The organism is Streptomyces sp. NPDC058619 (genome assembly GCF_042717785.1).
In the GTDB taxonomy this organism is placed as follows: domain Bacteria; phylum Actinomycetota; class Actinomycetes; order Streptomycetales; family Streptomycetaceae; genus Streptomyces.
Genome location: NZ_JBHXQN010000009.1, coordinates 53,562 through 74,808, shown reverse-complemented (window position 1 = coordinate 74,808; position 21,247 = coordinate 53,562). Strand labels below are relative to the sequence as shown.

Below are 21,247 nucleotides of genomic sequence, written 5' to 3'. Positions count from 1 at the left end.
GCCACCCCGGAGCCCGTCAGCCGTCATCGTCATCCGTCATCGTCATCCGGAGCCCGCCCGGTGACACCGCGCCCCCTTCGACCAGGACACGATTCAGCACATGATCACGATGTACGCCTGGCCCAGCACCGCCGACGGCCCGGGCGCCCTCCCCATGGTCCACTTCACGACCGACGAGCAGGCCGGCGGCGAGGTCACGCCCGAGGGGACACCCGTCTGGCTGTTCGACTCCGCGATACGCGACGGCGGCTGGGCCCAGTTCACCGACTTCGAGGGCTGGTCCGTCCCCGCCGCCGGCTGGCAGGCCTTCTACCGCCGCGAGGACGACTTCCTCGCCGTCACCGGACCGGGCTCCTGCGAGGGCTGGTACGAGGGCGGACTCGGCGCCGAGCCCGACTGGGTCGAGGCGGCCGCCGCCCAGCAGAGCGTGGTCCTGCTCGCCGCCCCCGTCCAGCACCCCTCGCTCTACGCGTACGCCGTCGAGGCGGGCGCCGCCTTCGCCCTGCTGGTCCCGCTCGCCGTCGTCTGAGCGGCGCCGGCCGGCCCCTGCCGCAGAGCCGGCCCCTCCGTAGACTGACGGGCATGGCATGCCGCATCAGTGAGCTGGTCCTCGACGCCGCCGACCCCGAGCGGCTCGCCACGTTCTGGAGCGAAGTCCTCGGCTACGTGGAACTCGGCCGCGAGGACGACGGGAGCATCGAGATCGGCCCGCCCGGCGGCGGCCCGCAGCCCACCCTCGTCCTCAGCCCCAGCAGCGCCCCCCGGACCGGGAAGCTCCCGCTGCACATCGACGTCAGCGCCACCGACCGCGACCAGGACGCCGAGCTGGAACGGCTGCTCGCCCTCGGCGCCCGGCCCGCCGACGTCGGCCAGAGCGGCGCCGAGAGCTGGCACGTCCTGGCCGACCCGGAGGGCAACGCGTTCTGCCTCCTGCGCACCCGGATCCGACCCGCCTGACGCGTCCCCGGGAGGCCCGCCTAGACCAGCCGGCCCGCCCCCGACTCGAAGTCCAGCAGCCGGACCTTGCGCTCCAGCCCGCCGCCGTACCCCGTCATGCCGCCCGAGGCCCCGATCACCCGGTGGCACGGGACGATGATCCCGATCGGGTTCTTGCCGTTGGCCAGCCCGACCGCGCGGGAGGCGTTCGGCTTGCCGAGCTCGTCCGCCAGCCGCCCGTACGACCAGGTCTCGCCGTACGGGATGCGGACGAGCTGGTCCCACACGCTGCGCTGGAAGTCGGTGCCCTCCAGCCGGAGCGGCAGGTCGAACGCGGTGCGCTCGCCGGCGAAGTACGCGGCCAACTGCCGCACCACCTCGGGGAAGGGCTCCTCGGTGGCGGCGACCCGCTCGCCGAAGGACTCCTCCGCCGGCCGGTGCCGCTGCCCGGTCATGTACAGGCCGCTGAGGACCCCGTCCGTCGCGACCAGGGTGAGCGGTCCGTACGGGCTCTCGACGACGCTGTGCTGCTTGCTGCTGGGGTTCATGTCGTACGTGCCTTTCAGGCGGGGAGGTGGTTGACGGGGTGGTCGCCGGTGGCCCACAGGTACTGCACGGCGTACGCGCGCCAGGGCCGCCAGCCCGCCGCCCGGGCGGTCAGCGCCGCCGGGGTGGACGGCAGCCCGAGGTCCTGCGCGGCCCGCCGGACGCCGAGGTCGGACGGAAGGAACGCGTCCGGGTCGCCGAGCGCCCGCATCGCGATCACCTCGGTGGTCCACGGCCCGAAGCCCGGCAGCGCCGAGAGCCGGGCGCGGGCCGCGTCCCAGTCGCTGTCGATGCCGAGCGGCAGCGAGCCGTCGGCCAGCGCCGAGACCAGGGTGGTGAGCGTGGCGCGCCGGCTGCGCGGCAGGGCCAGCGCCTCCGGGTCCAGTCCGGCCAGCGCCTCCGGGGACGGGAAGAGCCGGGTCAGCCCGCCGTGCGGGTCCTCGACGCGCTCGCCGTGCGCGGTGACGAGCCGGGCCGCGTGCGTGCGGGCCGCCGCCGTGGACACCTGTTGCCCCAGCACGGCCCGTACGGCGAACTCCGCCGCGTCGACCGTACGGGGCACCCGGCGCCCGGGCGCCTTGTCCACCAGCGGGGCCAGCAGCGGATCGGACCGCAACTGCTCGTCCACCGCCTCCGGGTCGGCGTCCAGGTCGAGCATCCAGCGGCAGCGGCTGATCGCGATGGTGAGGTCGCGCAGGTCGGTCAGGGCCAGCCGGCAGGCGATGTGGTCGGGCCGCGGGGACAAGGCCACCACGCCGGTGCCGTACGGCAGGCGCAGCGTGCGCCGGTACGCCCCGTCGCGCCACTCCTCGACCCCGGGGACGGCGGTCGCGGCGAGGTGCCCGAACAGGTTGCCGGGGTTCAGCGGCGCCCGGAACGGCAGCCGCAGGCTGATCGTCCCGGGGACGCGGGGCTGCGTGTCGGGCCGGCGGCTCGCCTTCGCCGCACGGTCCCGCAGGTCGCTGGGGGAGAGGGCGAAGACCTCGCGCACGGTGTCGTTGAAGGTGCGGATCGAGGAGAACCCGGAGGCGAAGGCCACGTCGGCCATGGGGAGTTCGGAGGTCTCGATGAGCAGGCGGGCGGTCTGCGCGCGCTGTGCCCGGGCCAGGGCCAGCGGGCCCGCGCCGAGCTCGGCGTTCAGCTGCCGCTCCACCTGGCGGGTCGAGTAGCCGAGGCGGGTGGCGAGACCGGGCACGCCCTCGCGGTCGACGACCCCGTCCTGGATCAGCCGCATCGCCCGGGCCACGGCGTCGGCGCGGGCGTTCCACTCGGGCGAGCCGGGGCTGGAGTCGGGGCGGCAGCGCTTGCAGGCCCGGAACCCGGCCTGCTGGCAGGCGGCGGCGCTGGGCAGGAAGGTCATGTTCCCGACCTTGGGCGGCACGGCCGGGCAGCTCGGACGGCAGTAGATCCGGGTGGTCAGGACGGCGGTGAAGAACCAGCCGTCGAAGCGGGCGTCCTTCGACTGCACGGCTCTGACGCAGCGCTCGATGTCGGTGTGCATGGGTCCAGGATCCCCGCGCGGGGAGAGGTCGGCTGGCGGTTTTCCGACATCAAGACTACGCCGCCCGGAGCGGCGCCGAGCCCGTCCGTGAACCGTCCGGAGCCGGCCCCGGCCGACCAAGACCCGCTCCGGCCGACCAAGACCCGGCCCCGGCCGGCCCGCATCCTCCGACGCCGACCAGGCCCCCCGGCCGACCCGGGGCCCGTCCGGGGCCGGTCAGCCGCCCGCCGGGGCCGGGGCCGGGGCCGCCGCCAGGCGGTGGGCGTCCCGGGCCAGCGTCAGGGCGATCAGGTCGTGCGGCCGCGACAGGGAGCGGGAGGTGAGGTGCTCCAGCCGGCGCAGCCGGTTGAAGACCGTGTTGCGGTGGCAGTACAGCCGGGTCGCCGCCCGCCCCGCCGAGCCCTCGGCCGCGAGCCAGGCGTCCAGCGTCTCCAGCAGCACCGCCCGGTCCGCCGGGTCCAGCTCCAGGAGCGGGCCCAGCACCGCCCGGACCAGTTCCCCCGCGAGCTCGGGCTGGCGCACCACCAGGGCGGCCGGCAGCCGGTCCGCGAGGCACACCAGCGTCCGGTCGTCCGGCGCGCACGTGCCCAGCGCCGTCTCCGCCAGCCGCCGCGCCCGGCCCAGTTCGGCCAGGCCGTCCACCACCGGGCTGATCCCGCCCGGGCCCGGACACCGGCCGGCGAGCTCGTCGGCCAGCTCGTCGAGCGAGGAGTCCCCCAGGGACACCACCGCCAGCTCCTGCTCCGCCCGCATCCGCCAGAACATCCGCATCCCGCCCGCCGACACCACCCGGTGCACCGAGTCCCGCCGGTCCACCGGGAGCACGACGACCGCGTACCGCCCCTGCTCGGGGAGGTCCAGGCCCGCCGCCGCCCGCGCCGCGAGACCCGGCGCCGCGTTCCCCTCCAGCAGTGCGTCCAGCAGCGCCTGCACCCGCTCGTCGCAGCGCCGCCGCAGCTCCAGCTCGCCCGCCCGGTAGGCCTCCGCCGTGGCCGCGGCCTGCTGCTCGATCCCGGCCCACATCGCGCCCGCCGTCCGCGCCAGCACCGGCAGGGCGTCGGGCTCGTCCTCCGTGACGATGTCCAGCAGGGCCTCCCAGGTCAGGCGGCCCGCCCGCCGGTACGCGTACAGCAACAGGTCGAGCGGCAGGCCCTGTTCTGCGCGCCTGCGCCCCAGCTCCTGCGCGTACGCCAGGTCCTTGCGCGCGTCGCAGCGGCGCGCGGCGAACGCCTCGATGCCGTACCGCATCGCGTCGGACACCTGCTGCCAGTGCTCGTCCCGCGGCACCACCAGGTCGAACAGCGGCGAGTGCTTCGCCAGATCGCCGATCAGCCGCTCCGTCAGCGCGGGAACGCGCTCCAGCAGCACCTCGGCCGCCGTCAGCAGCACTGACCATTCCGCTTCCGTGCGCGCCCTGCGTCCGCCCATGGCCGCCGAGGATGCCACCCTCCGACCGCCGCCGTAAGGGGCCGCGTCGGCAGGTCTGTGCCACTGCACAACGGCACCCCGCCCCCGGCTGGTCATCCGCAGCGATTGCGCTTCCGGCCGTGGACGCCCGCCCCGCCCGGTGCTGGTCTGTGCGCCAGCACAACGTCAAAGAAACGGAGGGCATGTGGCTTCGCTCCAGGTGCGCGCACTGTCCGTCGGCTACGGGCCGGTACGGGCGCTGCGCGACGTGTCGCTCGACGTACCCGAGGGCGCCGTGGTCGTCGTACTCGGCGGGAACGGCGCGGGAAAGACGACCCTGCTCCGGGCGGTGTCCCGGACGCTCGCCTTCCACCGGGGCGCCGCGACCGGCGGGAGCATCAGCTTCGACGGCAGGCCGCTGGACGGGATCTCCCCGGCCCGCGCGGTGGCCGCCGGGGTGGTGCAGGTCCCCGAGGGGCGGCAGGTGTTCGCCCGGATGACCGTCGCGGACAACCTCCGGGCCGGAGCCCTCGGCTCCCGGGCCGGCTCCCGCGCCGACACCGCCCGCTCGCTGGCCCGCGTCCACGAGCTGTTCCCGGTCCTCGCCGGCCGGTCCCGGCAGCGCGCCGGTCTGCTCTCCGGCGGCGAGCAGCAGATGCTCGCGCTGGGCCGGGCGCTGATGGCCCGGCCCCGGCTGCTGCTCCTCGACGAGCCCTCGCTGGGGCTCGCGCCGAAGATGGCGGCCACCATCGCCGAGACGATCACCGAGATCAACGCCTCGGGCACCTCGGTGCTCCTGGTGGAGCAGAACGCGGCCCTCGCGCTGCGGCTCGCCTCCCACGCGTACGTCCTGGAGGTCGGCGAGGTCACCCTGTCCGGCCCGGCGGCCGAACTCGCCGCCTCCGACGAGGTCCGCCGCCGCTACCTCGGCATCACGGACGAGGCCGCCCCGCCGCCGCGGGCGACCCGCCCGCTGGCGAGGTGGTCCGCGTGAACGCGTCCGCGGCGCCGCACGCGGCCGGGCCCCCGCCGCTCACCGTCAGCGACGTCACCGTCCGCTTCGCCGGCCTGACCGCCCTCGACGCGGTCTCGTTCACCGTCCAGCCGGGCAGCGTCCACGCCGTCATCGGCCCCAACGGCGCCGGCAAGTCCACCTGCTTCAACGTGCTCTCCGGGGTCTACCGGGCCGCCTCCGGCAGCGTCCGCTTCGGGGACGCCGAACTCACCGGCCTCGCCCCGCACGCGGTCGCCGCCCTCGGCGTCGCCCGCACCTTCCAGAACCTGGCCCTGCCCCCGCACACCACGGTCGCCGACAGCCTGCTCCTCGGCCGCCACCGGCTGATGCGGTCCGGCTTCCTCGCCGCCGGCCTGCGGCTGCCGTCCGCTGTCCGCGAGGACCGGCGCCACCGCGAACGGGTCCGCGAGATCGCCGCCTTCGTCGGCCTGGAAGCCGACCTGGCCGCCCCCGCGGGCTCCCTCCCGTACGGCAAACAGAAACTCGTGGAGCTGGCCCGGGCCCTGTGCATGGAGCCCCGGCTGCTGCTCCTGGACGAACCGGTCGCCGGGATGACCGCCGACGAGCGGCAGCGCACCGCCGCCGTCGTCGCGGGCGTCCGGGACGGCCTCGGCATATCGATCGTGCTGGTCGAACACGACATGGGGGTGGTGATGCGGCTCGCGGACGCGGTGACCGTACTCGACTTCGGAAAACGGATCGGCGGCGGGACCCCCGCCCAGGTGCAGAGCGACCCCGCGGTCGTGCGCGCCTACCTGGGCGAGGAGGAACCGGCCGCGTGACCACCTTCCTGGAACTGCTGCTCGGCGGCCTGTCCATGGGCTCCGTGTACGCACTGATCGCCCTCGGCTTCGTCGTCATCTTCAAGGCCACCGAGGTCGTTAACTTCGCCCACGCCTCCCTCCTCCTCGCCGGCGGGTACGTGACCGCCGTCCTCCACGACGACATCGGCTTCTGGCCCGCCCTCGCCGTCGGCATCGCCTCGGCCGCCGCGGTCGGCGCCGCGGTGGAGTTCCTCGTGATGCGCCGCTACCGGGGTCAGGACCAGAGCGTCCTCGCCATCGTCACCATCGGCGTGGACATCCTGATCACCACCGACCTGACCCGCCGCATCGGTACGGACGTCCTCGCGCTCGGCGACCCGTGGGGCGACGCCGTCGTCCACCTCGGCCCGGTCACCCTCCCGCAGACCCGGATCGCCGCCTTCGTCTCCGCCACCCTGCTGATCGGCGCGTTCCTGCTGGTCTTCCGGTACACCGCCTGGGGAGTCGCCATGCGGGCCGCCGCCGAGAAGCCGGAGACCGCCGCCCTCATGGGCGTGCGGCTGGGCCGGGTCTCGCTGGCCGCGTGGGCGGTCGCCGGGTCCCTGGCCGCAGTCGCCGCGCTCTTCCTCACCGTCTTCCCCACCCCCGGCCTGGAACGGGCCACCTCGCTGGCCGCCCTCAAGGCCTTCCCCGCCGCCATCCTCGGCGGCCTGGACTCCACCACCGGGGCCCTCGCGGGAGGCCTGATCGTCGGCGTCACCGAGGCCATGGCGACCGGCTACCAGAGCGAGCTCGCCTTCCTCGGCCGCGGGATCGGGGACCTCGCCCCGTACCTGGTCATGGTCGCGGTCCTGCTCCTGCGCCCGGCGGGCCTCTTCGGAACGAAGGAGCCCGCCCGTGTCTGAGCACGAGACCGCGGTACCCGGCCCGCAGGACGCCCCCACCGGCCCGGCCGGCCCCACGGCCCCCACGACGCCCGCCACCGCGCCGGGCCCCGGGGCGCCCGCCGGGCACACCACAACCTCCGGCCGGGTCCCCGCGCAGCCCGACGGCGGGGGGAGCCGCACGGCCGTCCGCGGGCTCCGGCCCCCGGCAGCGCGGTACCGCCTCCGGTACGCCCTGTGGGCCGCGGGGGGAGCCGTGCTGCTGGCCCTGCCGTTCTACCTGGACCGCTTCTGGCTCCAGGCCGGCCTGTTCGCCATCGCCGCCGGCATCGGCGCCATCGGCCTCAACCTGCTCACCGGATCCACCGGGCAGCTGTCGATGGGCCACGCCTTCTTCCTGGCCGTCGGCGCGTACGGCTACTGCGTCCTGGCCGGGGAGGGCGGCCGCTCCGGCGGCCACCAGCTGGTCGGGCTGGGCCTGCCGAGCTGGCTCGCCGCCGTCCTCGCCGTCGCCCTCGCGGGCGCCGCCGGGGGCCTCTTCAGCCCCATCGCCGGCCGCCTGCGCGGCGCCTACCTCGGCATCGCCACCCTCGCGCTGATCTTCATCGGCCAGCACGTGCTGTTCAACGCCACCGCCCTCACCGGCGGCTTCAACGGCCGCCCCGTCGAGCCCCTGTCCCTCCTCGGGATCACCTTCGACGACACCGAGACCGTGATCGCGGCCGTCCCGTTCCAGTCCGCCGAGAAACTCTGGTACGTGGCCCTGGCCGCCCTCCTCGCCTGCGCCCTGTTCGCCCGCGGCGTCCTGCGCGGGCGCCCCGGGCGGGCCCTGAACGCCATCCGCGACCACAACATCGCCGCCGGGGTGATGGGCGTGCCCGTGGCCCGCTACCGCGCCGCCGTGTTCGTCCTGTCCTCCATGTACGCCGGCCTCGCCGGGGTCCTGCTCGCCCTCGTCTTCCAGCGGACGGTGCCCGACTACTTCGGCATGGTCCTGTCCCTCGAATACCTCGCCATGATCGTGATCGGCGGGCTCGGCACGGTCGCCGGCGCCGTCGTCGGCGCGGTCTTCGTCTCCCTGCTGCCCCAGCTGCTCACCCGGTACAGCGACGCCCTCCCCCTGGTCTCCGCCCCCGGCAGCGGCGGCGTCTCCCCGGGCGAGGCGTCCCGCTACCTGTACGGCGCGGCCGTCGTCGCGGTGGTCCTGTTCCTCCCCGGCGGCCTGGCCCGCATCCGTCCCTCCCAGCCCGCACGCCCCCCGAAGGAGCCAGCGTGAACAGAGTCCGTACGGTCCGTCCCCGCCAGCGCGCGCGACTCGGTACGGCGGCCCTCGCGGCCGCCCTCGTCCTCACCGGCGCCGCCGGATGCAGCGGAAAGGCGGGCGGCGGCGCCGGCGACAAGCAGGGAGAGGACGGCCTGAAGACCGGCAAGGGCGTCTCCGCGACCGCGATCCGGCTCGGCGCCCTCACCGACATGACCGGCGTCTACGCCTCCCTCGGCAAGAGCGTCACCCAGGCCCAGCAACTGTGGATCAAGCAGGCCAACGCCTCCGGCGGCATCTGCGGCCGGCAGCTGGAGCTGACGGTCCGCGACCACGGCTACGACCCGCAGAAGGCCCTCGCCGGCTACACGGAGCTGGAGCCCGAGGTGCTCGGCTTCGCCCAGTTCATCGGGTCCCCGTTCGTCGCCGCCGTCGAGGACCGCGTGGACGGCCAGGACAAGGGCCTGGTCATCCCCCAGGCCTGGTCCGCGTCGCTGCTGGGCAGCCCGTACGTCCGCACGGTCGGCGCCACGTACGACATCGAGACGGTCAACCTCGTCGGCTACCTCCTCGAACAGAAGCGGATCGCCTCCGGCGACAAGATCGGGCAGGTCTACTTCGAGGGGGACTACGGCGAGAACGCCCTGGCGGGGGCCAAGCACGCGGCCGCGGAGGCCGGGCTGACCGTCGTGGAGCAGAAGATCAAGCCCACCGACAACGACATGTCCGCCCAGGTCGCGGCCCTCAAGCAGGCCGGGGTCAAGGCCGTCGTGGTCAGCGCGGGGCCCCGGCAGGCGGCCTCGCTCGTCGGGGTCGCCGCGGCCGGCGGCTGGAACGTCCCGGTGGTCGGCAACAACTCCGCGTTCTCGCCCCAGCTGCTCGCCACCCCGGCGGGCGCCGCCCTGCAGAAGGACTACTACGTCGCCGCCTCCACGCTCCCGATCGGCTCCACCGAGCCGGGCCCGGCGGCCCTCGCCGCGGCCTACACGGCGGAGTACCCGGGTGCGGCCCTGGACAACGGCGTGGTGGCGGGGTATTCGGCGGCCGGGGTCTACGGGGAGGCGCTGAAGAAGGCCTGTGCCGACAAGGACCTCACCCGCGAAGGGGTCGGCAAGGCGCTGCTGACCCTGAAGTCCTACGACGGCGGCTTCGGGATCACGCACGACTTCTCCGACCCGAAGGCCGCCTCGACCCGGCAGAGCGTGATCATGAAGCCGGACGCGAAGACGCCGGGCGGCCTGAAGGTGGTCAAGCCCGCCGGGGTCGCCCCCGCGGCGGAGAAGTTCACCCCGGCGGGCTGACCCCCGTACCCCGTACCCCGCTCGCGGCAGGCACCCCCCAAGGGCAGCCTGCCGCGAGCGCGCGGCGTCCCCGGCCGTCCGAAGCCGCGGCCGCGGACCCCGTCAGGCCCCTTCCCGGCCTCCGGCGGCCCCCTGCGCGCCCTCCCCGGCCCGCCGTGGCCCTTCGGGCACCGGGAGGGGGCCGGGGCGCCTGCGGGCGGCCTCCGGCCCCGGGCCCCGCACGCGGGCCGGGGTGCCCACGCCGCGTACGCCGCGTGGGCACCCCGTACGACGAGAGGGCCCCGGATGCCGTACGGCATCCGGGGCCCTCTCCTACGTCAAGCCGGGCGCGGCGTCACGGCTGGGTGGCCCGCGCCTCGCGCCGGTTGTGCCGGAAGGTGTTGGCCCTCCGGGTCGTCGCGAACAGCGGGATGGTCGCCGCCAGCGCGATCTGCAGGGCGCAGCCCGTCTGCAGCAGCAGCTGGCCGCCCGGCGCGTCGAACGCCCAGGCCGCCAGCAGGCCCATCGCCCCGACGATCCAGCTCAGCATCGCCACCGCGAGGACGCCCCGCGGCTTGGGGTACTCGACCCGGCTCACCATCAGCCAGGCCACCCCGATGATCGCCAGCAGGGTCGGGACGAACGGCAGCTCCAGCAGCACGATCGAGACGACCGTGAGCGCGCCGAAGGGGCTCGGCATGCCCTGGAACATGCCGTCCTTCAGCGTCACGCAGCTGAATCTCGCGAGCCTGAGCACCACGGCCAGCAGCACCACGATCGCGGCCAGCGCCGACATCTTCTGGTGCGCGTCGTCGGCGACCATGCCGTAGACGAGCACGAAGTACGCGGGGGCCAGGCCGAAGCTGATCAGGTCGGACAGGTTGTCCAGCTCGGCGCCCATCGGCGAGCTGCGCAGCTTGCGGGCCACGATGCCGTCGAAGAGGTCGAAGACCGCGGCGAGCAGCATCAGTATCACTGCCGTCGCGGCGCTGTGACGGGCCATGCCCGACTCGTTGCTGCCGGTCAGGTGCGGGATGAGGATTCCGGTGGTGGTGAAGTACACCGCCATGAATCCGCACGTCGCGTTGCCGAGGGTGAGGGTGTCCGCTATCGACAACCGCAGCGAGAGCGGCATGTCGACTTCGGCGGACTCCTCCTCGGCGGACTCCGGCACCCAGCCGGCGGAGGGAGTCTCCGGGTCAGTCACGGTCAATTCGGGTCACCCCCGCGGTGGTGGCCTGACCGACCTCGACCGCGACCTCGACGCCCTCGGGGAGGTAGATGTCGACTCGGGACCCGAAGCGGATCAGACCGATGCGTTCGCCCTGCTCCACCTTGGTACCGGCCGGGAGGTAGGGCACGATGCGACGGGCGACGGCGCCGGCGATCTGCACCATCTCGATGTCGCCGAGCTCGGTGTCGAAGTGCCAGACGACCCGCTCGTTGTTCTCGCTCTCCTTGTTGAACGCCGGAACGAATCCGCCGGGGACGTGCTCCACGGACGTCACCGTGCCCGAGAGGGGCGCCCGGTTGACGTGGACGTTCAGCGGGCTCATGAAGATCGCGACGCGGGTGCGCCCGTCCTTCCACGGCATGATGCTCTGCACCACACCGTCGGCGGGCGAGATGACGCGGCCCTGGGCGATCTCACGCTCGGGGTCGCGGAAGAACCACAGCATGCCCGCCGCGAGCGCGGTGGCGGGCACGGCCGCCGCGGCCCAGCGCCCGGACTTGCGAGCCCGGGTGAGGCTGAGCGCCGCGGTGGCGACGGTCGGCAGAAGCCACGGCGATGCTCCGCGCGCGAGGCGTACGCCAAGGAGGCTGTCGCGAGGTGCAGAGGTTTGGCTGTGGGGCATGGATGACCTTCGTAGCGGGTGATTGCCGCGCCGCAAACAGGGGGACGGGACGGCGGCTTTACTGGAATGCTATCGGTTGCACGCAACAACTGGGCAAGCCAGAAGCCGAGTCGATGGCCGTCGGCCAGTGACTGGCAGTGACTCCTTCGCGTCGAACCTGTGGACGATTCGCCGCAAAAGGTGACTTTCAGCCCTGGAGTCGGTACTCCTCAAGCAGGCGTCGCCCGATGATCATTTTCTGGATCTCGGCGGTACCTTCACCGATCAGCAGCATCGGAGCCTCCCGGTAGAGGCGCTCGATCTCGTACTCCTTCGAGAAGCCGTAGCCACCGTGGATACGGAAGGCGTCCTCCACCACCTCCTTGCAGTACTCGGAGGCGAGGTACTTCGCCATCCCTGCTTCGAGGTCGTTTCGTTCCCCGGAGTCCTTTTTGCGTGCTGCATTGACCATCATCGCATGGGCGGCTTCGACCTTGGTGGCCATCTCGGCCAGCTTGAACTGGATGGCCTGGTGCTCGGCGATCGCCTTGCCGAAAGTGTGACGCTGCTGGGCATACGAGACACCCAGCTCGAAAGCACGCTGAGCGACGCCGCAGCCACGCGCCGCCACGTTCACGCGGCCGACCTCGACCCCGTCCATCATTTGGTAAAACCCTCGGCCGGTCTGGCCTCCGAGGACCCGATTGGCCGGAATGCGCAGTCCGTCCATGATGAGCTCGGTCGTGTCGACGCCCTTGTAGCCCATCTTGTCGATCTTGCCCGGGATCGTCAGGCCCGGACGGACCTCACCGAATCCCGGCTCCTTCTCGACGAGGAACGTCGTCATCGACTTGTGCGGGGGCGTGCCCTCGGCGTGTCCTTCGTCACTGCGGACGAGAACGGCCACCAGGGTGGACGTGCCGCCGTTCGTCAGCCACATCTTCTGACCGTTCAGGACGTACTCGTCGCCGTCCTTCACCGCCTTCGACGTGATGGCCGACACGTCGGAGCCCAGCGCCGGCTCGGACATCGAGAACGCGCCGCGCACCTCGCCGAGCGCCATCCGCGGGAGGAAGTGGTCCTTCTGCTCCTGCGTGCCGTGCTGCTTGAGCATGTACGCCACGATGAAGTGCGTGTTGATGATGCCCGAGACGGACATCCAGCCCCGCGCGATCTCCTCGACGCACAGCGCGTACGTGAGGAGCGACTCACCCAGGCCGCCGTACTCCTCCGGGATCATCAGGCCGAACAGACCGAGCTCCTTGAGCCCGTCGACGATGTCCTGCGGGTACTCGTCGCGGTGCTCCAGCTGGGTGGCGACCGGGATGATCTCCTTGTCGACGAACTCCCGGACGGTCTTCAGGATCTCCCGCTGGACGTCCGTGAGCCCGGCGGTCTGGGCGAGTCGGGCCATGGCTACTTCACCTGTTCCTTCAGCGTGGGGCGGCCGGGCTGCTCGCCGCCGCGCTCCTTGATGTACGTCTCGGTCGGGACCATCACCTTGCGCCGGAAGACGCAGACGAGGGTGCCGTCCTGCTTGTAGCCCTTGGTCTCCACGTACACGATGCCCCGGTCGTTCTTCGACTTCGACGGGGTCTTGTCGAGGACCGTGGTCTCGCCGTAGAGCGTGTCGCCGTGGAAGGTCGGCGCCACGTGGCGCAGCGACTCGATCTCCAGGTTGGCGATGGCCTTGCCGGAGACGTCCGGGACGGACATGCCCAGCAGCAGCGAGTAGATGTAGTTGCCCACGACCACGTTCTTGCCGAAGTCGGTGGTGTTCTCCGCGTAGTTGCTGTCCATGTGGAGCGGGTGGTGGTTCATGGTCAGCAGACAGAAGAGGTGGTCGTCGTACTCGGTGACGGTCTTTCCGGGCCAGTGCTTGTAGACCGCCCCGACCTCGAACTCTTCGTACGTGCGTCCGAACTGCATGGTCCTAGGCCTCCGCCGTCTTCTCGGTCGAGGGGTGTTCGAACTTGCTGGTGCGCTGCATCCCCGCCGCGCGCCCCTTGCCCGCGATGACCAGGGCCATCTTGCGGCTGGCCTCGTCGATCATCTCGTCGCCGAGCATCGCCGAGCCCTTCTTGCCGCCGGCCTCGGAGGTGCACCAGTCGTACGCGTCCAGGATCAGCTCGGAGTGGTCGTAGTCCTCCTGCGAGGGGGAGAAGACCTCGTTCGCCGCGTCGACCTGGCCCGGGTGCAGCACCCACTTGCCGTCGAAGCCCAGGGCCGCCGCCCGGCCGGCCACCTCGCGGTAGGCGTCCACGTCGCGGATCTGGAGGAAGGGGCCGTCGATCGCCTGGAGGTTGTGCGTGCGGGCCGCCATCAGGATCCGCATCAGGATGTAGTGGTAGGCGTCCGCGCCGTACCCGGGCGGCTGCATGCCGACGACCAGCGTCTTCATGTTGATCGAGGCCATGAAGTCGGCCGGGCCGAAGATGATCGTCTCCAGCCGGGGGGAGGCGGCGGCGATCTCGTCGACGTTCACCAGGCCCTTGGCGTTCTCGATCTGCGCCTCGATGCCGATCTTGCCGACCTCGAAGCCCATCGTCTTCTCGATCTGCGTCAGGAGGAGGTCGAGGGCCACGATCTGCTGGGCGTCCTGGACCTTCGGCAGCATGATGCAGTCGAGGTTCTGGCCCGCGCCCTCGACGACCGTGATGACGTCGCGGTACGTCCAGTGCGTGGTCCAGTCGTTGACGCGCACGACCCGGGTCTTGCCCGTCCAGTCGCCGTTGTTCAGCGCGTCCACGATCGTGTGGCGGGCGCCCTCCTTGGCGAGCGGCGCGCAGGCGTCCTCCAGGTCCAGGAAGACCTGGTCGGCCGGCAGGCCCTGGGCCTTCTCCAGGAAGCGCGGGTTCGACCCCGGGACCGCGAGGCAGGAGCGGCGCGGGCGGAGACGGTTCACCGGGTGGGGCGTGGTCATGCGGGGACCTCCGTGCTTGCAACGATGTCGGTGCTGATGAGGGGCTCGAGCTTGTTGGCCTTGCGGATCTCGTCGACGATACGGCCGATGATCTCCGTGATGCCGAAGTCCTTCGGCGTGAAGACGGCGGCGACCCCGGCCGCCTTCAGCGTCACGGCGTCGGCGTTCGGAATGATGCCTCCGACGATGACGGGGATGTCACCCGCCCCCGCCGCGCGGAGCCGTTCGAGGACATCCGGGACGAGCGCGCAGTGCGAGCCGGACAGGATGGACAGTCCCACGCAGTGCACGTCCTCCGCCAGCGCCGCCGAGGAGATCTCCTCGGGCGTCAGCCGGATGCCCTGGTAGACCACCTCGAAGCCCGCGTCGCGGGCCCGGACGGCGATCTGCTCGGCGCCGTTGGAGTGGCCGTCCAGGCCCGGCTTGCCGACCAGCAGGCGCAGCCGGCCCGCGCCGAGGTCGTCGGCCGTACGGGAGACCTTCTCGCGGACGAGGGCCATCGGCGTGCCCGCCTCGGCGGTGACCGCCACCGGGGCCGAGGAGACCCCGGTCGGTGCGCGGAACTCCCCGAACACCTCGCGCAGGGCGATCGACCACTCGCCGGTGGTGACACCGGCGCGGGCGCACTCCAGGGTGGCCTCCATCAGGTTCTCGGTGCCCGCCGCGGCCTCCTTCAGCCGGTCCAGGGCCTGGCGGACCGTCGGGAAGACGAACGGGTCGCCGTCGCCCTGCCGGTCCGAGGACTCCTGGCGCTCGGCCCGCCAGCGGCCGATCCGCTCGACGATCTGGGCCTCCACGGCCCCGTCGACCGTCATGATGGCGCCGTCCAGGTCGGAGGTGAGCGGGTTCTCCTCGGTCTGCTGGAAGCAGTTGACCCCGACGATCTTGTCCTCGCCGGCCTCGATCCGGGCCCGCCGCTCGGCGTGCGAGGAGACCAGCTGGGACTTCAGGTAGCCGGACTCGACGGCCGCCATCGCGCCGCCCATCTCCTGGATCCGGTCGATCTCCGCCAGGCACTCGGCGACCAGGGACTCGACCTTGGCCTCTATGACGTGCGATCCCTCGAAGATGTCCTCGTACTCCAGCAGGTCGCTCTCGTGCGCCAGGACCTGCTGGATGCGCAGCGACCACTGCTGGTCCCACGGCCGGGGCAGGCCCAGCGCCTCGTTCCAGGCAGGCAGCTGCACGGCGCGGGCGCGGGCGTCCTTGGAGAGGGTGACGGCCAGCATCTCCAGCACGATGCGCTGGACGTTGTTCTCCGGCTGGGCCTCGGTCAGACCGAGGGAGTTGACCTGGACCCCGTACCGGAAGCGGCGCTGCTTGTCGTTCTCGATGCCGTAGCGCTCGCGGGTGACCTTGTCCCAGATGCGGCCGAAGGCGCGCATCTTGCACATCTCCTCGATGAAGCGGACGCCCGCGTTCACGAAGAACGAGATCCGGGCGACCACCTCGCCGAACCGCTCCTCGGGCACCTGCCCCGAGTCGCGGACCGAGTCCAGCACGGCGATGGCCGTGGACATCGCGTACGAGATCTCCTGGACCGGGGTGGCCCCGGCCTCCTGCAGGTGGTAGCTGCAGATGTTGATCGGGTTCCACTTCGGGATGTGGTTGACCGTATACGCGATCATGTCCGTCGTCAGGCGGAGGGACGGTCCCGGCGGGAAGACGTGCGTCCCGCGCGAGAGGTACTCCTTGACGATGTCGTTCTGGGTGGTGCCCTGGAGCTGGGAGATGTCCGCCCCCTGCTCCTCGGCGGCCACCTGGTAGAGCGCCAGCAGCCACATGGCGGTGGCGTTGATCGTCATCGAGGTGTTCATCTGTTCCAGGGGGATGTCCTGGAACAGCCGCCGCATGTCGCCCAGATGGGAGACCGGGACCCCGACCCGGCCCACCTCGCCGCGGGCGAGGATGTGGTCCGGGTCGTAGCCGGTCTGCGTCGGCAGGTCGAACGCGACCGACAGGCCGGTCTGACCCTTGGCGAGGTTGCGGCGGTACAGCTCGTTGGACGCCTCGGCCGTGGAGTGGCCGGCGTACGTCCGCATGAGCCACGGACGGTCCTTCTGGCGCTCTGTCATCTCAGGCTGTCCCTTGGCCTCGGACGTCTCAGACGTTGCGGAAGCGGTTGATGGCGTCGAGGTGTGTCGCGCGCATCTCGTGGTCGCGCACGCCCAGGCCCTCCTCGGGGGCCAGCGCGAGGACGCCGACCTTGCCCTGGTGGAGGTTGCGGTGGACGTCGTAGGCCGCCTGGCCGGTCTCCTCCAGGGAGTAGACCTTCGAGAGGGTGGGGTGGATCTTGCCCTTCGAGATGAGGCGGTTGGCCTCCCACGCCTCGCGGTAGTTCGCGAAGTGCGAGCCGATGATCCGCTTGAGGGACATCCAGAGGTAGCGGTTGTCGTACTCGTGCATGTAGCCCGAGGTCGAGGCGCAGGTGGTGATGGTGCCGCCCTTGCGGGTGACGTACACGGAGGCGCCGAAGGTCTCGCGGCCCGGGTGCTCGAAGACGATGTCGATGTCCTCGCCGCCGGTCAGCTCGCGGATGCGCTTGCCGAAGCGCTTCCACTCCTTGGGGTCCTGGGTGTGCTCGTCCTTCCAGAACTTGTAGCCCTCGGCGCTGCGGTCGATGATCGCGGTCGCGCCCATCGCCCGGCAGATGTCCGCCTTCTGGGCGCTGGAGACGACGCAGATCGGGTTGGCGCCGCCGGCCAGCGCGAACTGGGTGGCGTAGGAGCCGAGGCCGCCGCTGGCGCCCCAGATCAGGACGTTGTCGCCCTGCTTCATGCCGGCGCCGTTGCGGGAGACCAGCTGGCGGTAGGCGGTGGAGTTCACCAGGCCGGGGGAGGCGGCCTCCTCCCAGCTGAGGTGGTCCGGCTTGGGCATCAGCTGGTTCGACTTGACCAGGGCGATCTCCGCCAGGCCGCCGAAGTTGGTCTCGAAGCCCCAGATGCGCTGCTCCGGGTCGAGCATCGTGTCGTTGTGGCCGTCGGAGGACTCCAGCTCGACCGAGAGGCAGTGCGCGACGACCTCGTCGCCCGGCTTCCAGGCGTTCACGCCGGGACCGGTGCGCAGGACGACGCCCGCGAGGTCGGAGCCGATGACGTGGTACGGCAGGTCGTGGCGCTTGGTGAGCTCCGACAGGCGGCCGTAGCGCTCCAGGAAACTGAAGGTGGACACCGGCTCGAAGATCGAGGTCCAGACGGAGTTGTAGTTGACCGAGGAGGCCATGACGGCCACCAGGGCCTCGCCGGGACCCAGTTCGGGAACCGGGACCTGGTCGAGGTGCAGGGACTTGCGGGGGTCCTTCTCGCGGGTGGTGAGCCCCGAGAACATCTCCGCCTCGTCCTTGTGCACGGTGATCGCGCGGTACGAGTCGGGGAGCGGCAGGGCTGCGAAGTCCGCGGCCGTAGCGGTCTGCGACTGGATCGCGTCCAGGATGTCCTTCACGGTAGAGCCTCCGGCATAAGCGCTGATGAGGGTGCGCTGGGGGATACGCGTTGCGAGCGTGGGTTCGGTTGGGTGGTACTGCGAGGTGCTGCGTGCCGTCGGTTCCGGCTGGTGCGGTGGTGCCGGGCGCGCCGTGGTGAGGCGTGCCGTGCCTGGTGACGCAGGCATCCGGGGCGCGTTCCGTGCCGAGTGGGCGTGGGTCGCGGGGACATCCGGACAAGATTTAACGTATGGCACCCGGTGTCACTCAGCAAGGCACCGCGTGCCAAAACTTTCTCTCATTTGCCGATTGACCTGCGCAGATGAGCGATGATCGATCAGAGTTACCCGCGAGTAGGGGCAAGCCGGACATACGCGGAGGGCCGCCCCCGGAACGGGAGCGGCCCTCTGTGACGCGTGTCGCCCTGTGCGTCTCCTCGTGTGCCGGCTACGTGCCGCGCAGCGCCTCTTCGATCGTCCGCATGACCTCGTCCAGCGGGGCGTCCGTACGGGCCACCGCCACCAGCACCTCACCCTGCGTGCGGACCGCCGCCGGGGCGGCCGGCGCCGTCGTCAGGGTCCGGCCCGCGCCGATCCCCGAACCGAAGGTCTTGCGCACGATCGAGAAGGCGTGGTCCAGCTGCGCCTCCACGTCGCCCTGGCCGCCCGCCCGCAGCCAGCGCCGCAGCACGTGGTTGTGGGCGGTCACCACCGCCGAGGCGGCCACCTCGGCGAGCAGCGGGTCGTCATTGCCGTCGTGCTGCTCGTGCTCGTCGAAATGGGCCAGCAGGTAGCGGGTGAACAGCCGCTCGTACCGGGCCACCGAGGCGATCTCCCGCTCCCGCAGCGCCGGCACCTCGCGGGTCAGCCGGTAGCGCTCCACCGACACCGCGGGCGAGGCGGCGTACATCTTCATGACTTCCTTGATCCCGCGGCACACCGTGTCGAGCGGGTGCTCGTGCGCCGGGGCCACGTCCAGGACGGCCTCGGCGCGGGTCAGGGTGTCGTCGTGGTCCGGGAAGATCGCCTCTTCCTTGGACCGGAAGTGCCGGAAGAAGGTCCGGCGCGCCACCCCGGCGGTCGCCGCGATCTCGTCGACCGTCGTCGCCTCGTACCCCTTGGTCGCGAACAGCTCCATGGCCGCCGCCGCGAGCTCGCGGCGCATCTTGAGCCGCTGGGCGGCCGCCTTGGTGCCGGCCGGGCTCTCCGGGGCGTCGGAGGCCGAGGAGGCGCGGGGCGAGGTCTTGGCGGGCTGGGACATAGAGCGAAAGTACTTCATCCGCGCAGGGGAGCGCGCCTGCGGGGGGCGGGACGGGGGTGGATGCGGGGGAGAGCCCGCACTGGGCTCGGGAGGGTGTGTCCGCCGTGAGGGTCCGGCGGACCCGAGCAGCCCTCCCCACGCATCCGGCTCGTGGCCCGTCGGCTTACCGGCGGGCGTACTCACGGAATCCGCGGCCGGTCTTCCGGCCCAGGCAGCCCGCCGCCACCAGGTGCTCCAGCAGCGGGGACGGGGCCAGGCCGGGGTCGCGGAACTCCTTGTGGAGGACCTTCTCGATGGCCAGGGAGACGTCCAGGCCGACCACGTCGAGCAGCTCGAAGGGCCCCATCGGGTAGCCGCCGCCCAGCTTCATCGCCGCGTCGATCTGGTCGAGGCTCGCGTAGTGCTGCTCGACCATCTTGATCGCGTTGTTGAGGTAGGGGAACAGCAGCGCGTTCACGATGAAGCCGGCCCGGTCCCCGCAGTCCACCGGGTGCTTGCGCACCTTCACGCAGATCTCGCGGACCGTGGCGTGCACGTCGTCGGCGGTCAGCACCGTGCGGACCACCTCGACCAGCTTCATCGCCGGCGCCGGGTTGAAGAAGTGCATGCCGATCACGTCCTGCGGCCGCGAGGTCGCGCGGGCCACCGCGATCACCGGCAGCGAGGAGGTGGTCGTGGCCAGCACCGCGCCCGGCCTGCACACCTTGTCCAGGGCCGCGAACAGCTCCTGCTTCACGGCCAGGTCCTCCGCGACGGCCTCCACGGCCAGGTCGACCTCGGCGAAGGCGTCCAGCGAGCCGGCCGGGGTGATCCGGTCCAGGGTCTGCGCGGCGGCCTCCTCGGTCAGGCGGCCCTTGGACACCGCACGGCTCAGGGACTTCCCGATCGCGGCCTTCGCGGCCTCGGCCTTCTCCTGGCTGCGGGCGGCCAGCACCACGGTGAACCCGGACTGCGCGAAGACCTGCGCGATGCCGCTCGCCATCGTGCCCGAGCCGGCCACGCCGACCGAGGTCACGGGACGTCCCCCGACCGCTCCCGCGCCGTCCGCCGGGGTCTGCGGGTCGCGGACGACCGCCGAGCTGCCCGGGGCCTCGTACGTGTAGAAGCCGCGGCCGGACTTCTGCCCGGTCAGGCCGGCCTCGGCGAGGTGCCCGAGGATCGGCGCCGGGGCGTGCAGCCGGTCGCCGGAAGAGGCGTACATGGCCTCCAGGACGGTGCGGGCGGTGTCCACGCCGATCAGGTCGAGCAGCGCGAGCGGGCCCATGGGCAGGCCGCAGCCGAGCCGCATCGCCGCGTCGATGTCCTCGCGGGAGGCGTACTTCGACTCGTACATGGCGGCGGCCTGGTTGAGGTAGCCGAACAGCAGGCCGTCGGCGATGAAACCGGGCCGGTCGCCGACCGGGACGGGCTCCTTGCCGAGCTCGCGGGCCAGGGCCGTGACCGCCTCGACGGCCGGCGGCGCGGTGAGGACCGAGGAGACCACCTCGACCAGCTTCATCGCCGGCGCCGGATTGAAGAAGTGCAGGCCCAGGACGCGCTCGGGGTGCTGCGACTCGGCGGCGAGCCGGGTCACCGACAGCGCGTTGGTGCCGGTGGCCAGGATCGTGTCCGGCCGGACGACCGCGTCAAGCTCGCGGAACACCTGCTGCTTGACCTCGTACGACTCGGGCACGACCTCGATGACGAGGTCGGCCTCGGCGGCGGCGCCCAGGTCGCCGAAGGTGCGGAAACGGGCGAGGACGTCCGCTCGCTCCTGCTCGGTGAGGAGCTCGCGGGTGACGGAGCGGGCGGTGGCCGCCTCCAGCGAGGCCGCGGCCCGGCGGGCGGCCGCCTCGCTGATGTCGATGCCGATGACCTCGTGACCGGACCGGGCGAGGACCTCGGCGATGCCGGAGCCCATCGTGCCGAGGCCGACGACGGCGATGGTCTGGAGGGAGGAGTGACTGGACTGACGGTCCATCGAGGGACTCCAGTGGAAGAGGGTGACGACTGAGGGGACGCGCGTGGCGCACAGTGCACGCGGAGGCCGTACGGAGAGAAGGCCGTGCGGGGAGAGGACCCGCGGGGCGCACCCGGGGCCGATGGGCCCGGAGGTGAAGACGCCCGGAGGGGAGTAGCGGCGGAACCCTGTCCCGGGGCCCGCGCCGTGAGGTCGTGCAGAACCGACTGGCACGGGGCGGCTGCGTCACCAGGCCGCCCTCGTACGTGTTGTAA

General features: G+C 72.2%; 19 protein-coding genes. 7 read left to right on the top strand and 12 right to left on the bottom strand.

Annotation, left to right across the window (positions count from 1 at the left end; all coding sequences use genetic code 11):
• The first annotated feature begins 100 nt into the window (after nt 1-100).
• Together ACFWTC_RS11885 and ACFWTC_RS11880 are read left to right on the top strand one after the other, a co-directional pair.
• A complete protein-coding gene (locus ACFWTC_RS11885; protein WP_383932114.1) occupies nt 101-529 on the top strand; it encodes a hypothetical protein in 429 nt (142 codons plus the stop codon).
• Between the two features lie 53 nt (nt 530-582).
• Nucleotides 583-957 (top strand): VOC family protein, encoded by a 375-nt coding sequence (locus ACFWTC_RS11880; protein ID WP_383932116.1) that lies wholly within the window; start codon nt 583-585, stop codon nt 955-957.
• 20 nt (nt 958-977) lie between these two features.
• Here the strand turns inward: ACFWTC_RS11880 and ACFWTC_RS11875 are convergent, their stop codons facing one another.
• From ACFWTC_RS11875 to ACFWTC_RS11865, 3 genes are all read right to left on the bottom strand, one after another.
• Nucleotides 978-1,484, bottom strand: a complete 507-nt coding sequence (locus ACFWTC_RS11875) for a methylated-DNA--[protein]-cysteine S-methyltransferase (RefSeq protein WP_383932118.1) — start codon at nt 1,482-1,484, stop codon at nt 978-980.
• Nucleotides 1,485-1,498: 14 nt separating this feature from the next.
• A complete protein-coding gene (locus tag ACFWTC_RS11870; RefSeq protein WP_383932120.1) occupies nt 1,499-2,983 on the bottom strand; it encodes an AlkA N-terminal domain-containing protein in 1,485 nt (494 codons plus the stop codon).
• 216 nt (nt 2,984-3,199) lie between these two features.
• Nucleotides 3,200-4,411, bottom strand: a complete 1,212-nt coding sequence (locus ACFWTC_RS11865; RefSeq protein ID WP_384027947.1) for a PucR family transcriptional regulator — start codon at nt 4,409-4,411, stop codon at nt 3,200-3,202.
• 184 nt (nt 4,412-4,595) lie between these two features.
• On the opposite strand from ACFWTC_RS11865, the gene ACFWTC_RS11860 reads away from it, so the two are divergent.
• From ACFWTC_RS11860 to ACFWTC_RS11840, 5 genes are all read left to right on the top strand, one after another.
• On the top strand, nt 4,596-5,384 hold the full coding sequence (locus tag ACFWTC_RS11860; protein ID WP_383932124.1) for an ABC transporter ATP-binding protein: 789 nt from the start codon (nt 4,596-4,598) through the stop codon (nt 5,382-5,384).
• A complete protein-coding gene (locus ACFWTC_RS11855) occupies nt 5,372-6,187 on the top strand; it encodes an ABC transporter ATP-binding protein (protein WP_384027948.1) in 816 nt (271 codons plus the stop codon). The genes ACFWTC_RS11860 and ACFWTC_RS11855 overlap by 13 nt, the downstream gene beginning before the upstream one ends.
• Nucleotides 6,184-7,074, top strand: a complete 891-nt coding sequence (locus tag ACFWTC_RS11850; protein WP_383932127.1) for a branched-chain amino acid ABC transporter permease — start codon at nt 6,184-6,186, stop codon at nt 7,072-7,074. Before ACFWTC_RS11855 ends, ACFWTC_RS11850 begins: the two co-directional genes overlap by 4 nt.
• A gap of 214 nt (nt 7,075-7,288) precedes the next feature.
• Nucleotides 7,289-8,329, top strand: coding sequence for a branched-chain amino acid ABC transporter permease (locus ACFWTC_RS11845; protein WP_383932131.1), 1,041 nt, complete (start codon nt 7,289-7,291; stop codon nt 8,327-8,329).
• The gene (locus ACFWTC_RS11840; protein ID WP_383932129.1) at nt 8,326-9,615 is read left to right on the top strand and encodes an ABC transporter substrate-binding protein; all 1,290 of its coding nucleotides are present in this window, start codon (nt 8,326-8,328) and stop codon (nt 9,613-9,615) included. Before ACFWTC_RS11845 ends, ACFWTC_RS11840 begins: the two co-directional genes overlap by 4 nt.
• A 334-nt stretch (nt 9,616-9,949) precedes the next feature.
• On the opposite strand, the gene pssA is transcribed toward ACFWTC_RS11840, so the two are convergent.
• From pssA to ACFWTC_RS11795, 9 genes are all read right to left on the bottom strand, one after another.
• A complete protein-coding gene (gene pssA / locus ACFWTC_RS11835; protein WP_383932195.1) occupies nt 9,950-10,807 on the bottom strand; it encodes a CDP-diacylglycerol--serine O-phosphatidyltransferase in 858 nt (285 codons plus the stop codon).
• A complete protein-coding gene (locus tag ACFWTC_RS11830; RefSeq protein ID WP_383932193.1) occupies nt 10,794-11,450 on the bottom strand; it encodes a phosphatidylserine decarboxylase in 657 nt (218 codons plus the stop codon). The genes pssA and ACFWTC_RS11830 overlap by 14 nt, the downstream gene beginning before the upstream one ends.
• Nucleotides 11,451-11,637: 187 nt before the next feature.
• Nucleotides 11,638-12,843 carry an acyl-CoA dehydrogenase family protein gene (locus tag ACFWTC_RS11825; protein ID WP_383932192.1) on the bottom strand — a complete coding sequence of 402 codons (1,206 nt, stop codon included), beginning with the start codon at nt 12,841-12,843 and terminating at the stop codon, nt 11,638-11,640.
• A 2-nt stretch (nt 12,844-12,845) separates the two neighbouring features.
• The gene (locus ACFWTC_RS11820; RefSeq protein ID WP_267720681.1) at nt 12,846-13,358 is read right to left on the bottom strand and encodes a MaoC family dehydratase; all 513 of its coding nucleotides are present in this window, start codon (nt 13,356-13,358) and stop codon (nt 12,846-12,848) included.
• Between the two features lie 4 nt (nt 13,359-13,362).
• On the bottom strand, nt 13,363-14,352 hold the full coding sequence (locus ACFWTC_RS11815; RefSeq protein ID WP_383932190.1) for an HpcH/HpaI aldolase/citrate lyase family protein: 990 nt from the start codon (nt 14,350-14,352) through the stop codon (nt 13,363-13,365).
• Nucleotides 14,349-16,427 (bottom strand): protein meaA, encoded by a 2,079-nt coding sequence (locus ACFWTC_RS11810; protein WP_383932188.1) that lies wholly within the window; start codon nt 16,425-16,427, stop codon nt 14,349-14,351. Before ACFWTC_RS11810 ends, ACFWTC_RS11815 begins: the two co-directional genes overlap by 4 nt.
• A 28-nt stretch (nt 16,428-16,455) precedes the next feature.
• Nucleotides 16,456-17,793 carry a crotonyl-CoA carboxylase/reductase gene (ccrA, locus tag ACFWTC_RS11805; protein ID WP_267720678.1) on the bottom strand — a complete coding sequence of 446 codons (1,338 nt, stop codon included), beginning with the start codon at nt 17,791-17,793 and terminating at the stop codon, nt 16,456-16,458.
• Nucleotides 17,794-18,220: 427 nt separating this feature from the next.
• A complete protein-coding gene (locus ACFWTC_RS11800; RefSeq protein WP_267720677.1) occupies nt 18,221-19,033 on the bottom strand; it encodes a TetR family transcriptional regulator in 813 nt (270 codons plus the stop codon).
• Nucleotides 19,034-19,196: 163 nt separating this feature from the next.
• Nucleotides 19,197-20,993 (bottom strand): 3-hydroxyacyl-CoA dehydrogenase family protein, encoded by a 1,797-nt coding sequence (locus ACFWTC_RS11795; protein ID WP_384029131.1) that lies wholly within the window; start codon nt 20,991-20,993, stop codon nt 19,197-19,199.
• Between the last annotated feature and the right edge of the window lie 254 nt (nt 20,994-21,247).